We start from the raw sequence: 13649 nt of genomic DNA, 5'->3' as shown, positions 1-13649 counted from the left end.
AAATAGATAAAAAAATAGATAAAAAAATAGATAAAAACAGCTAAAAAGAAGAAAAATAGCGGAGCATCACTTGCTATCAGAAGGAGGAACTTCATGTTGATACAAAATTTTTTGGAAAAGTACCAAGGTCAGCAAGCTTTTTTAGTGAGTCATTTAGAGGAGTTTACAAAGCATATTAAGTTGATCATGCCCTTGATCAATTCGATGTCTAATATCACCTTTTTTGTAAAGGATCGTGAGGCGCGTTATCAGTTGGTTAATCACTGTTTTTTAGAGCGAGCAGGATTGAGATCATTTGAGGAGATTATCGGACGAACCTCAACAGATGTCTTTCAGAGTCAGTTTGGATCTCTCTATGAAGAACAAGACTTTAAGGTAATTGAGACCGGCTCCTCTATCTTAAATCGCTTAGAACTTCATACTTACAATAATGGCTCAATGGGGTGGTGTATGACGACAAAAATTCCCATTACTGATATCAATCTGAAAGTAGTCGGCGTTGTGGGGATATCGGTTGATCTACAGGATGATAAGTTTGTGCGAACAGATCTTAATGTGAGACTCAATCGTGTTCTCGATTATGTCAGTGAAAATTTCTTTACGCAGATCTCCACTCAAGAGTTAGCAGAGATGGCACATCTCTCTGTTTCTCAACTAAATCGACAATTTCGGGAGATCTTTCTGATGACGCCGTTACAGCTTATTCAGAAGAAACGCTTTGAACATGCGATCGATCTTCTCTCCCAAGATCTTTCGATTACAGAGGTATCGATGCAGTGTGGTTATATCGATCATAGCGCCTTTAGCCGTAAATTTAAGGAGGTCACTAATATGACGCCGACAGAATTTAAACTTGCATTAGCCTCTTGAAAGAGCAGAGCGCTACACTGTAGCAGTCATGCTGATCTCTCTTTTTCTCACTTAGATAACAAGACTCATAATCAGCGGGATTGTGATGATGGAGAGTAGGGTGCTCCAGGTGATCATCGAGGCGATGGCATCGGAATCGCCACCCATCTGTCTTGAGAGAATATAGGCATTGCCGGCAGAGGGCATCGTTGCAAAGAGAAGAGCGACACCTGCAGTAATTCCTTCAACTCCGAGGATTTTTAATAGAATAATTGTGATAGCCGGCATTAAAAGAAGCTTGAGGACGATCGCAAAAGTGATCGCTTTCATCTTGCCGGCATCCATCATAATAATCAGCCCTGCGCCGACAGACATGAGGCTCAAGGGGGTTGCGCTATTGCCAAGATAGAGCATCCACTGTTTTAAGGGGCCACTTAATTCGATCTGCAGAAGATTGGCGGCAATTCCGATCAAAACCCCGATAATTAGTGGATTTTTAAGAAGGGCGAGTAATATTCCGCCAAGACTCTTCTTTCCACTCTGATTGCTGCCATAGAGGTTGAGAACAGAGATACAGAGGATATTGATTATAATAATCATATAGGCCATAAAAACGCCGGCAATGATAATGCCGGATGTACCAAAAAGCGATTGTGATAGCGCTAAGAAGACATAGGAGTTATAACGTGTCCCACCTTGAAAAATAGAGGTAAAGAGTCGATTTTCGATCTTAAAAAAGTGCTTGATTGGAAAGAGTAAGAGAGCGATAAGAAGCGTTGCAATAAAAGTTGCTAACAACGCTTCTATCAATCCCGGTTCTGAGAAGTTTGCTTTTGAGATCTCTAAGATCAGTAAAATAGGGAAGAAGAGGTAGTAGACCAAGGCTTCAATCCCTTTCCAGAGCTCATGACTCGGCAGAAGCCGCTTTGCAATAAATCCTGTAATCACAAGCCCAAAGATAGGCAAAACTGATAAGAGTGTCGCAAACATCTCATTTACCTCTATTGGCCACTCTTCATCTTAATCCACATGCGTGTTAACGCTTTCTGCTGGCGAAGATCATAAGGGCGCTTAATATGAACATTTTTTAAAGATTCTTCCGAGGGGAAGATAATCGGATTATTACGCAGTTCCGGTTCAATATACTCAAATGCTGCCTCATTTGCGGTGGGGAACATAATTTTATTTGCAGCGCGCGCACTATTTTTAGCATCTAACATAAAATTGATAAATTGATACGCTTCATCCACATTTTTGGCATCTTTGAGAATCACCATCTCATCAAACCAGACAATCGTTCCCTCTTTAGGAAGAATATATTGGATATCATTCTCTCTTCCCATCTCTTCTGCGGCATTTTTAGCAATAAAGAAGTCGCCGGACCAACCTACCGCAAGACATGCATCGCCATTGGCAATAGCACTGATATATTCTGATGAGTGAAATTTTTTCACATAGGGGCGAATGCTCTCTAATGTTGCTTGAACCTGCTCAATATCTTTTTTATCGGTCGATTCGGGATCGATTCCAAGATACATATTGATCAGTGGTGTTGTCTCGATAGGGCTATCGAGAACATAGATGCCACATTCAGCTACTTTTGAAGCATATTGTGGATCGAGTAGTAATGCGTAAGAGTCAAGCGGAGCATCGGGAGCGAGCGCTTTAATCTTAGCGGCATCAAAACCGATTCCAGTGGTTCCCCAAAAGTAGGGGATAGCGTAATCATTGATATTTTCAAAGGTCGATAGACTCTCAAGTGCGAAGGGCCAAATATTTTTATAATTGGGGATCTTCTCTTTATCGAGCTTTAGCAGTTGATCTGCTTCCATCAGATAGGTGACAGCAAAGTCTGACGGAACAACAATATCATAACCAGAATTACCGGTGAGTGTTTTCGCAAGTAGCATCTGATTGCTATCTAAAGCATCAGCAATCACTTTAATACCAGTTTGTGCCGTAAATTCATCGATCAGCTCCTGATCGATATAGGAGACCCAATTATAGATTTTTAACTCTTTTGTGGGCTCTTTAGCCATTGAAAGCTGAGCAAGTCCACAGAGAGCCGCCAGCGTAATTAAGCGATGAATAGCGCGCATTTAGATCTTCTCCTTATTAGAAAGATATCGAGTAGATATTGGAAAGATATTGAAAAGATATCAAAAAGATATCGAAAAGATATCGAAATATGATTCAAAACTCGGTAATAGAGTCTGAAACAGCGGGGGATTGCGGTTATGAGATCTGCTGTTAGGAGGAGAGATGAGCGCCATCCTTTTTCTGCTTATTCTATATAACAGCAAAATCGCCAAGTTGTTGCCAAGAGCTTGGGTATTCTGGCGATTGATACTCTGATTTTTAGCATAAATGGGCGAAAGATGATAGCTCTAAAAAAAGAGATTTGCTCAAAGAGGTGAGATCTTCTATACTCAAAAACGATTGAAAAATTATTAAAAAATGATTGTTATTCCCCTAGAGGTGCTGTTGAAAACAGCTGAGATTGAAGTAAAACTTCGGGACTCTTATCACCTGATCTAGTTAATACTAGCGGAGGAAAGTGGCGAATACACTGCGCTCGTGGCTGTGTGTGCCGACTCTCTGCAATGGAGAAGATAGATGACATTATTACACGCCGTAACGAGAGATATCCCCACCATATCTGATGAGAATTTAGTAGCGATGATCGAAGCGATTACTCCCTATGTGGATTATATTCAGCTTCGAGAGAAGTCGCGCTCTTCCAAAAGTTTAGGACGCTTAATTGAGCGAATTTTAGCGCGCGGAATTCCTGTTGAAAAATTGATTGTTAACGATCGCGCTGATATTGCCCATGCCTTTGGTATTCCTCGAACCCATCTGACAGAGCAGAGTCTCTCCATTGCACGGATGCAAGATGCTTTTCCGGAGATGAAGTTTGGCCGCTCTTTTCATACAGTGAGCGCTGTAGAGCGGGAGCTCTCTCATTACGATTATGGTTATTTAGGCCATATCTTTCGCACAAGTGAAAAGCACTATCCTGCCTTAGGGATCGACCCCTTAATCTCCGCTTTTAAGGCGATTAATAGTCGAGAGGTGCAAGGTCGAGAAGTACAAGATCGAGGCGTACAAGCGCAAGGAAAATTGATCGCAATTGGTGGAATCGATGTCGATACCTTACCTAAGATTTGTGATGTTATCGATGGTGCGGCAGTGATGTCAGCGCTCTTTCCTGTTGCTAATCATCTTTTCGATATTGAGCGGGGGCGTCTAAAAGCAAAAGCATTAAGAGAGATTTTAGATAGAGATAATCGCTAAAGATCAATTATAGGGAGATCATTATATGGAGATTATGATTAATGGTGAAAAGGTCGAGATCGCGGCAGATATTGATAATATCGCAAAGTTGATTGAGCACCTTGATCTAAAGAATCGAAGGTTCTTTATTATCGAGAAGAATCGTGAAGTTGTAAAAAAGGAAGATTACACAACAACAGCGGTTGTTGCTGGTGATCAATTTGAAATTGTACATTTCGTAGGCGGTGGCTAGGATGACACTTAAAATAGGAAAATTTGAATTTAACTCCCGACTCTTTTTAGGAACGGGGAAATATCGTACTTTTGAGGAGCAGAAAGGGGCAGTAGAAGCGAGTGAATCGGAAGTATTAACTTTTGCTGTTCGCCGAATGAATATTTTTGATGATAATCAGCCTGATCTTCTCGAAGCGCTCGATCTTACTAAGTATAAGTTACTCCCCAATACTGCCGGTGCAAATACAGCAGAAGAGGCGGTGAGAACGGCAAAGCTTGCACATGCGTCTGGTCTTTGCGATATGGTTAAGGTAGAGATTATTGGTTGTCCTAAAACATTACTTCCCGATCCTGTTGAGACGCTTCGTGCAACAGAGATGTTGCTTGAAGAGGGGATGACGGTATTGGTCTATACCTCCGATGATGTAGTCTTAGCAAGACGACTTCAAGAGATGGGGTGCCATGCGATTATGCCGGGAGCTTCACCGATTGGTAGTGGTTTAGGGATTATCAATCCGCTCAATCTGCAATATATTATTGAGCAAGCTACTGTGCCGGTAATTGTTGATGCCGGATTAGGAAGCCCCAAAGATGCTGCATTCGCTATGGAGCTTGGGGCAGATGGTGTCTTGATGAATAGTGCCGTCGCTTATAGTGAAGATCCCATCAAGATGGCATTAGCGATGAATCTTGCAACAAAAGCGGGACGTTTAGCTTATGAGGCAAAACGAATGCCGATGAAGGGGCATGCAACAGCAAGTAGTCCATTGACAGGATTGATCAGCTCCTGATCTCTGACCTTGCAATAAGCTTTAATTTTGCAATGAACTTTAATTTTAAGGGCCTCATCAAATCGGTGGGGCCTCATCATAAAATAGAGTGATAATACCCCTAAGAGATAGAGAGAATGTAGATGAGTGAGATCGATTCCCGTTATGATCGTTTAGCCCGTTTTTATAAAATTGGCACTGCCGGGGTCAAGGCATTTAATCGTGCGAATGTGGTGATATTAGGTTGTGGAGCGTTAGGTGCTCAACATGCGGAAATTTTAACGCGCGCTGGTTTTGGGCGATTAACATTGATCGATCGAGATTTTGTCGAGCGCTCTAATCTTCAGCGGCAGACGCTCTTTACTGAGGAGGATGCCGAAAAAGCACTACCTAAAGTGATCGCCCTTAAAGCACATCTTAGTAAGATCAATCAAGATATTGAGATTAGTACCCATATTGCTGATGTTTCGAGTGATAATATTGAATCCTTGATTGCAGGGCATGATCTACTACTCGATGGGACCGATAATCTTGCACTACGGATGTTGATCAATGATGCCTGTTATAAACAGGGGATACCGTGGATCTTCGGCTCTGCTTTAGAGAGTTATGGCATGAGTTATAATTTTAATTTTGACTCTGACCCTGAATCTAGTACCTCCTTAGAGAGGAGAGATATTCGATCGAATCACCAGGCTGCGCCCTGTTTACGATGTCTTTTGCAGACATTGCCATTAGAGAGCCACGATACCTGTAGTTCTGTGGGGGTGATTCAGCCCATATTGCAGATGATCTCTAGTATTCAAACAACTGAAGCGATGAAATATTTTGCTGATCGCGAAGCGGTTAGAGAGACACTCTTCTCTATCGATCTTTGGGATTTTCATCCTCAAAATATCTCCCTTCATCGCCTTAAAGATCCAGAGTGCCTAACATGCGGGCCTAATCCCACCTTTCCTGCGCTGAATCAGAAAAATCGAGAAGCACAGCGCCTCTGTGGTGATGGATCTGTGATGATTCGGGAAGTGGCACCGCTCAATCTCAAGCAGCTAAAAAATCGTCTTGATCAGCGCCATATTGATTCTCAATATAATGAGTATTTTCTCAATATCCATCTTCCCTCACATCGGGTGATTCTCTTCGCTGATGGGCGGGGAATTGTCTATGGTGTTACCGATACGGAGGAGGCGTTACAACTCTATAATAGAGTTGTGGCGTTTTAATGATGTTGAGCTCAATAAAGTCACCACCGAACAGAATCCTAATCGACCCTCCTATCACCAAAGTGTTTTATCTATGCCGTTCGAAGATAGACCATTAAGCGCCCCCTATAAGGTTCATTATTCACCGGGGTTGTTAGGGGAAGCATCTCTATTAATTGAAAACCATATTGCGCCATAGCGCGCTTAAAGTGATTATGGTATCCCCGATTAGGATCGATAATCCAAACGGTACACTCTTTCGCACCAAAGCGATCGATCAGTTGGGCGACCTCTTTTGCTGCATTGGGTTCATAGAGAACATCACTGGCGATGATATGATCATATTGAGATTGTAGTAGCGGTGCGTTGGTATCCTCTAAGGAGGGGGTTGGAACATCTCCCCATTGGCTATGTTTAAAGCGAATCGTGGGAATCTTATTTTGTTCGCTATTTTTTTGTAGAAATTTTCCGGCAAGTGGGTGACGATCACTGGCGGTTATATCGTAGCCTAACAGCTTTGCGGTCATACTGGCAATACCAAGTCCACAGCCAATCTCAAGGAGCGATTGATCTTTTGCTATCGGGCGTTTAATTAATTTATTGGCTAATTGAATACTAGAGGGCCAGAGCATTCCAAAGAGGGGCCAAGCAGCGGAACAGATACCGAGTCTTGCGGCTTGGTTAAATGGGTCGAAGAATTGTTGTTGATCGAAGAGGGAGGTGATATTAAGCGAGAGATCAGGATGAATCTCGATCTGCTGCTCTTTAGTCTTATAGGGAGTTATATTATTCATGAATGCGTATGAAGATGCCTCACTTAATTGCCAATAGAATATTCACTATCGCAAATCCCTTGTTATAAAGCTAATAATGGAGAATATAAATAATATTTTTGAAAATATCATTTTGAAAATAATGTTTTAAAAATAATATTTTCTGCCACTAAAAAATGTAATCCATTATATTTTTTAAATAGCAAAGAGCACACAAAAAGCACACAAAAAAACATTCAACAAAATACTCAATAAAACACTCAGTAAAAAACCACATAAAAATAACTAGTAAACAATTTTAAAATATTTTTTTATTATCCGTCGCAATGCTTAAGATGCCTTTAAGATTAAATTGTCATGATAATGACATTGGTAGTCGGTAGAAGCATAAAATAGCAAGTGAGATGAGGCGATAAAATGGTAAGAGAGAAGCAGATTGTTTGGGGGGTATTGACCCTCTCCTTTCTTTTATGGGGTGCAGATGTTGTTAGCAATTATAGTGCAAGCGATTGGGGCATATGGCTTTGGCGTAAGGAGCTTATCAATCTGACCGGCATCTTAGCGCTTATTCCGATGGGCGTTATTATGTTATTAGCGCTTCGTCCTCGATTCTTAGAGCCACTCTTTAATGGGATGGATAAGATCTATTACGTCCATAAATGGTTAGGGATCTGGGCGATTACGGCAGCGCTTCTCCACTATGGTGTTAAATTGAGTAAGAGTTTCTTAAAGCCCTATTTTGAAAAGGGGCCAAAACCGAAAGCGGAGACACTCGCTTGGCTCGATAGCTATCACTCTTTAGCAAAAGATGTGGGGGAGGTCCTCTTCTACCTCTTTGCTATTATGCTGGTTGTCACGCTGTTGAAAAAGATTCCGTACCGTTTTTGGCGAAAAATCCATAAAGTGATGGGGTTACTCTTTTTAGCAGTTATTTTCCATACGGTTGTTTTAGCACCAGCGCGTTATTGGACGGAGCCGCTCGGCATTGTTTTGATCGTTATAATGCTCATTGGTATTTATTCTGCACTGGTCTCTCTTTTAGGGATAATTGGCCGCGGTAAGCGTTATCAGGCGACAATTAAATCACTCGACTTCTCCGCAAATAGCACCATTGTGGATTGTGAAATGCCGGCGAATTGGACGCATACTTCAGGGCAATATGCTTTTGTGCAACATCCAGTGTATAAAGAACGGCATCCATTTACGATTGCTTCAAGTGTGCATGATGATCAAACAATCCGCTTTGCGATTAAGGAGTTAGGGCATTATACGCGTAAGGTCCCTAAACGTTGGAAAGTGGGGGATAGACTCAATATCGAAGGGCCTTATGGTCGATTCTCATATGAGAGCTCACTTTTACCGAAACAGATCTGGATTGCCGGCGGCGTTGGAATTACCCCTTTTATTGCTTGGTTAGAATCTTTGCAAGGGAAAGTGTCGAAGTATGATATCACTCTCTATTATCTCGTAAGAAATCGAGATGAAGCGTTAATGGTCGATTATTTGGTAGCGCTTGCTGAGAAAGCAGGAGTTACACTATCTATTCATTATAGTGATGAGAAAGGGTATCTTGATTTCAAAAAACTCCCCTTTGATGCGGAGACGTCGGTCTGGTTCTGTGGACCAACAGGGATCGCAAAAGCGATTCGATCCACCTTAAAAAGTAAAAACCTATCGCCGAAAAAATATCTCCATTGTGAATATTTTGAGATGCGTTAAAGGGAGGATTGTTAGCGGTAATTGAAGTTGATGCGTAAGCGTCAATACTCCTTTGATGCATGCTTTAAAAGTCTGCAAACTTTCTCGATTCTTAGTATCCTATAGCTGATTAGAGTATCAGCCAAAGATCCCACAATGTGTGGGATCTTTCTAATTAAACGACACCTTTTTATGTGTCTATCTTATCGATTCTTATCGATTTTCTGTCCTATTTTAATAATTACTTGAGCTGTAGCGAGAAAGATGAGCCTATTATCCCACGAATTAGAGTTATTAAGTCCTGCCCGAAATGTTGAGATTGCCCGTGAAGCGATTATTCATGGCGCCGATGCAGTCTACCTAGGCGGTCCTGAATTTGGTGCTCGGCATGCCGCAGAGAATGATGTTGTTGAAATTGCCAAGCTCACCTCTTTTGCCCATCGATTTAATGCAAAGGTCTTTATTGCGCTCAATACGATTTTGCATGATAACGAGTTAGAATCGGCCCGTAAGCTTATTTATGAACTCTATGATGCCGGCGTTGATTCTTTGATTATTCAAGATATGGGATTATTAGAGCTCGATCTTCCCCCGATTGAGCTACACGCTTCGACACAGACCGATATTCGAACGCTTGAAAAAGCAAAATTTATGGCGGATGTGGGTTTTTCTCAATTAGTGCTGGCGCGTGAATTGAGTCTTAAAGAGATTCGGGCGATTCATGAGGCACGTCCTGATACGGCATTAGAATTCTTCGTCCATGGTGCGCTCTGTGTGGCATTCTCAGGGCAATGTTATATCTCTCATGCCGAGACGGGGCGCTCAGCGAATCGGGGAGATTGTTCACAAGCTTGCCGTTTACCCTATACACTGAAAGATAGTGAGGGGCGCGTGATCGCTTTTGATAAGCATCTCTTATCGATGAAGGATAATAATCAATCGAATAATATCGATGCGCTGATTGAAGCGGGGATTCGCTCATTTAAAATTGAAGGGCGTTATAAAGATATGGCGTATGTTAAGAATATTACGGCCCATTATCGTCGTCTGATTGATCGTTATATTGAGCAAAATCCTGAATTTACTCGCGCTTCCTATGGCAAAGTCGTTCACCATTTTGAACCCAATCCTGATAAAACCTTTAATCGGGGAAGTACCGATTACTTTGTCAATGAGCGCAAAGGGGATATCGGTGCATTTGATTCTCCTAAGTTTGTGGGTTTACCGATTGGTCATATTCTCGATATTAAGAAGAACTTTATCGAGGTGAAAACCACAGAACCTCTGGCAAATGGTGATGGGCTCAATATTCAGATTAAGCGAGAAGTGGTGGGATTTGCCGTCAATCGTGCGGAGAAGATTGGGGAGAATCACTATCTTGTCTATCCTAATGAGATGCCGGTAGAATTTGTCACTGAACGCGCCAATATTCAGAAAAAGCATCCTCTGAATCGTAACCATGATCAGGTTTGGAGTCAGTTATTAACGAAAGAGTCAGCAGAGCGTCTTTTAGAGGTATCACTCATTTTTAGTAGAGCGGCAGAAGGGTATCAATTAGAGCTCTTCACAAAAGAGGGGCACTATGCAAAATCGATCTTAACGGGAGATTTTGAGCTAGCTAATAACCCTGAAAAGGGATTAGCGGCATTAGAGAAGAACCTTAAGCGTTTTGGTGGTACCGGATTTCAATTGCTTGATGTGATGATTCAGCTAGATGAGATTCCCTTTATTCCGGCAAGTATGATCAATCAGCTACGCCGCGAAACTATTGAAAAGCTTGAGTTTGCGATAGAACAAAATTACGTTAGAGGTACACGTCAACCTGCGGTCGAACCGCCGGCGACTTTCCCCTTTGAGGAGCTCAGCTTCTTAGCAAATGTCTATAATGAGAAGGCGCGAGAATTCTACTTTAAACATGGTGTGAAGATGATTGAGCCTGCTTATGAAGCGCATGAAGAGCTTGGCGAAGTGCCGGTGATGATCACGAAACATTGTCTCCGCTTCTCTTACAATCTCTGCCCGAAACAGACCATCGGCGTAACCGGTGTTCAAGGGCAGATTAAACCCACGCCGCTCACGCTTTCCCATAAAGGAGAAGAGTACACACTGAAGTTTAATTGTCGCCCTTGTGAAATGCATGTGATGGGGAAAATGAAGCCCCATATTGCCAAACAAGCATTATTAGGATCAGAGCTGAAGTAGAGAGCCTATGAGATTAACCCACAATGAAAAAAATTGGTTTAGAGCGCAGTTCCCGGCGTTAGTCCAACCGCGTCCTGAAGAGAGTCACAAAGGGACGTTTGGTACGCTCCATATTATTGGGGGCGGAGTCGGTATGACAGGAGCGCCGGTGCTTGCTGGGATGGCAGCATTAAAGAGTGGTTGCGGGAAGGTGATTTTAGGATTTAATCAAGAACCACTTGAGCTCTCTTTAGTAGCGACAGCTCCTGAATTGATGTTGCATCAGGCGAAAGATCTCATGAATGAGAAGAGCGCGAGCGCTTGGGTCTTTGGTTGTGGCTTAGGCATTGATCATTCAGCACAAGGGTTGATGGCATCTCTTTTAAGGGAGATTTCAGCTTATCAACCACTGTTGATTGATGCCGATGGACTCAATCTCTTATCGGAGATGTGGAATATTGATGGGGAGATCAATTGTGGGGAGATAGGATTAGGTGCACAATCGGTTTTAACCCCTCATCCTAAAGAGGCGGCAAGATTATTAGGAGTCTCTGTAACAGAGGTTCAGGCAGATAGAGAGGGAGCCGCGAAGCGATTAGTGGAGAAGTTTGGTTGCTGGGTGGTCTTAAAAGGGCATCACACACTTATTGCCGCTCCTGATCAAACGCTTTGGTGTAATAAGACCGGCAATAGTGGCTTAGCTACCGCAGGAAGTGGCGATCTACTCTCAGGGATTATTGGGAGTCTATTAGCGCAAAATATTCCGATGATGGAAGCGGCTCGCGGCGGTGTTTGGCTCCATGGGAAAGCAGCTGATCTTCTGGTTGCTAAGGGGGTGGGACCCATTGGCTTAACGGCTCATGAAATCATTGATGAGGTACGAACTTTGAGAAATCGATTAGTTCTCTCTAGCTCTCTCTTATGAGTGATAAAAATCAGTCCACCATGATCGTATGATCGAGCAATAAGGTTTTATGTGAAACATATCGATAAAAAAGATTCCCATCGCGCCTCTTACCATCCTCTTAAAAGGGTGGGAGGAGCGCTACTTCTGCTTCTTCTCATCTCTCTGTTGGGAACAGCGTTCTATTTTCATGATCGTTTATGGTTATTACCGAAATATTTTGAGTCAGGCGAGAAATCGCCGGTGGAGATAGAAAAAGAGAGAGATCCACAATTTTCCCCAGTAGATTTGGAAACGCGAGCATTAGAGGCGTATCAATATGCAAAAGCGCATGATTTTGATTTAGAGCATGCGATTTTGATCGATTATGGCCGGCATTCTGGAAAGAATCGTTTCTTTGTTTGGAATTTTATAGAAAATCGTATTGAGATTGAGAGTCTTGTTGCCCACGGTTATGGCAATAGTGGATTTGAAAGTAGTAATCAAGAGATTGTCTTTAGCAATACGCCCAATAGTTACGCCTCTTCGCTTGGGAAGTATCGAATAGGTGCGCGAGCGCCTAGTAAATGGGGTATCAATATTCACTATAAGATGCATGGTTTAGAGCCGACAAATGATAGAGCATTTGAACGCTATATCGTTCTACACTCTTTTGAGATGATTCCCGAAGAAGAACCCTATCCTGCGTATCTACCGATGGGATTTAGCCAAGGATGTCCTGTGATCGATAATGGCACGATGGTGAAGGTTGATCAGTTATTGCAGCAGAAAAGTAAACCGGTATTACTTTGGGCTTACTATTTAGAGTAAGAATTTAGAGTAAGAGTAGAGAGAGCTATCTAATGAGAAAGCATCTTTAGTTATTTTGTCTCTTATTTTGTCTCTTGTTTTATCGATTATTTTGGTTTTTCTCCCATTATTTGATCTGTTGTTTAACGTAAGACTTAAAAAAATTTTCTGTAAAAAAAAGAGGTTACCGCAATAGCGGTGAAAAAATATTGTATAAGAAAAGGGATCTCGTTATGATGAAATGCTTCTAAGGCATGAAGCATTGATTGTCTAAAAGCACGTAAAACTCTCATCTTTGAGAGGGACGTGTTTTTTTTTGCCTTAAAAAAGTGAAATGATAAAGCGTGAAATGAAAGCACAGCTCAATCACCGCTGAGTCAAAGTTCAATCAGAGTTCAATCAGAGTTTAATTAAAACACAACACAATATAGAGATGGAGAAAGAAGAGAAATGATAAATCCTGCGGCATTGGTATTAACAGATGGCTCAATTTTTAGAGGAGAGAGTGTTGGCGCTGAAGGTGAAGTGGTTGGTGAATTGGTTTTTTATCGCAGCGCAACAGGGTATCAGGAAGCTTTAATAGATCCTGCTTATGCCGGAAAAATCGTGACCTTCACTACCTCCCATATCGGAAATACCGGAATCAATGATCAGGATAATCGCTTCGCATCGATAGCGCCCTCTGCTGTTGTGATGCGAGCCCATTCACTTATCCCCTCCCATTTTCGAAGTCGGGAATCCTTTTCTGCTCTTTTGCGGCGACGAAATATTATTGCTATCTCTGAGATCGATACTCGGGAGTTGAGTCAACGAGCCTTAAATGCCGGCACTCTATCTAGTTGTATTATCACCGGCGATTACAGTGATCGAGAGTTGCAACAGAAGGCAGTGCAATATTTTGCCGAGAGGGAGTCGACGCATTTACCCCATTCTCTTAATTTAATTAACCATCTAGTAGAAGCATAAGGGGGAGCAT

At 42.2% G+C, this 13649-nt stretch carries 13 protein-coding genes and 1 riboswitch; of the genes, 10 read left to right on the top strand and 3 right to left on the bottom strand.

The annotated features are described in order from the left end of the window. The first annotated feature begins 93 nt into the window (after nucleotides 1–93). The gene (locus DC082_RS05560; protein WP_109236071.1) at nucleotides 94–870 is read left to right on the top strand and encodes an AraC family transcriptional regulator; all 777 of its coding nucleotides are present in this window, start codon (nucleotides 94–96) and stop codon (nucleotides 868–870) included. A 51-nt stretch (nucleotides 871–921) separates the two neighbouring features. Here DC082_RS05560 and DC082_RS05555 read toward each other — a convergent pair whose 3' ends face one another. Both DC082_RS05555 and DC082_RS05550 read right to left on the bottom strand, forming a co-directional pair. Then, nucleotides 922–1839 carry an AEC family transporter gene (locus tag DC082_RS05555; RefSeq protein ID WP_109236070.1) on the bottom strand — a complete coding sequence of 306 codons (918 nt, stop codon included), beginning with the start codon at nucleotides 1837–1839 and terminating at the stop codon, nucleotides 922–924. A gap of 11 nt (nucleotides 1840–1850) precedes the next feature. Next, entirely contained in the window at nucleotides 1851–2948 is a 1098-nt protein-coding gene (locus DC082_RS05550) for an extracellular solute-binding protein (RefSeq protein ID WP_109236069.1), read from the bottom strand. A gap of 365 nt (nucleotides 2949–3313) precedes the next feature. Then, a riboswitch (TPP riboswitch) is annotated at nucleotides 3314–3422 on the top strand. A 43-nt stretch (nucleotides 3423–3465) separates the two neighbouring features. Here DC082_RS05550 and DC082_RS05545 point away from each other — a divergent pair. The 4 genes from DC082_RS05545 to DC082_RS05530 all read left to right on the top strand — a co-directional run bounded on the left by DC082_RS05545 (nucleotide 3466) and on the right by DC082_RS05530 (nucleotide 6349). Next, nucleotides 3466–4143, top strand: a complete 678-nt coding sequence (locus DC082_RS05545) for a thiamine phosphate synthase (protein WP_109236068.1) — start codon at nucleotides 3466–3468, stop codon at nucleotides 4141–4143. Nucleotides 4144–4168: 25 nt separating this feature from the next. Further along, complete coding sequence (thiS, locus tag DC082_RS05540) at nucleotides 4169–4375, top strand: sulfur carrier protein ThiS (RefSeq protein WP_109236067.1); 207 nt, start codon at nucleotides 4169–4171, stop codon at nucleotides 4373–4375. A gap of 1 nt (nucleotide 4376) precedes the next feature. Continuing rightward, nucleotides 4377–5147: a thiazole synthase gene (locus DC082_RS05535; RefSeq protein ID WP_109236066.1), complete on the top strand. Its 771-nt coding sequence runs from the start codon at nucleotides 4377–4379 to the stop codon at nucleotides 5145–5147. Between the two features lie 122 nt (nucleotides 5148–5269). Then, entirely contained in the window at nucleotides 5270–6349 is a 1080-nt protein-coding gene (locus DC082_RS05530; protein WP_109236065.1) for a ThiF family adenylyltransferase, read from the top strand. 71 nt (nucleotides 6350–6420) lie between these two features. Here the strand turns inward: DC082_RS05530 and DC082_RS05525 are convergent, their stop codons facing one another. Beyond that, nucleotides 6421–7122: a class I SAM-dependent methyltransferase gene (locus DC082_RS05525; RefSeq protein ID WP_109236064.1), complete on the bottom strand. Its 702-nt coding sequence runs from the start codon at nucleotides 7120–7122 to the stop codon at nucleotides 6421–6423. Between the two features lie 396 nt (nucleotides 7123–7518). On the opposite strand from DC082_RS05525, the gene DC082_RS05520 reads away from it, so the two are divergent. The 5 genes from DC082_RS05520 to DC082_RS05500 all read left to right on the top strand — a co-directional run bounded on the left by DC082_RS05520 (nucleotide 7519) and on the right by DC082_RS05500 (nucleotide 13639). After that, nucleotides 7519–8820, top strand: a complete 1302-nt coding sequence (locus DC082_RS05520) for a ferredoxin reductase family protein (RefSeq protein WP_109236063.1) — start codon at nucleotides 7519–7521, stop codon at nucleotides 8818–8820. A gap of 243 nt (nucleotides 8821–9063) precedes the next feature. Further along, nucleotides 9064–11001, top strand: coding sequence for a peptidase U32 family protein (locus DC082_RS05515; protein ID WP_109236062.1), 1938 nt, complete (start codon nucleotides 9064–9066; stop codon nucleotides 10999–11001). Between the two features lie 7 nt (nucleotides 11002–11008). Further along, complete coding sequence (locus DC082_RS05510; RefSeq protein WP_109236061.1) at nucleotides 11009–11905, top strand: NAD(P)H-hydrate dehydratase; 897 nt, start codon at nucleotides 11009–11011, stop codon at nucleotides 11903–11905. Nucleotides 11906–11956: 51 nt separating this feature from the next. Beyond that, a complete protein-coding gene (locus DC082_RS05505) occupies nucleotides 11957–12694 on the top strand; it encodes a murein L,D-transpeptidase catalytic domain-containing protein (RefSeq protein ID WP_229821591.1) in 738 nt (245 codons plus the stop codon). Between the two features lie 429 nt (nucleotides 12695–13123). Continuing rightward, the gene (locus DC082_RS05500) at nucleotides 13124–13639 is read left to right on the top strand and encodes a carbamoyl-phosphate synthase domain-containing protein (RefSeq protein ID WP_109236060.1); all 516 of its coding nucleotides are present in this window, start codon (nucleotides 13124–13126) and stop codon (nucleotides 13637–13639) included. Nucleotides 13640–13649: the final 10 nt, after the last annotated feature.

The sequence above is a fragment of the Ignatzschineria indica genome (genome assembly GCF_003121925.1).
In the GTDB taxonomy this organism is placed as follows: domain Bacteria; phylum Pseudomonadota; class Gammaproteobacteria; order Cardiobacteriales; family Wohlfahrtiimonadaceae; genus Ignatzschineria; species Ignatzschineria indica.
Note: the sequence above shows the minus strand (reverse complement) of the source record. Positions and strands in the feature narration are given on the sequence as shown.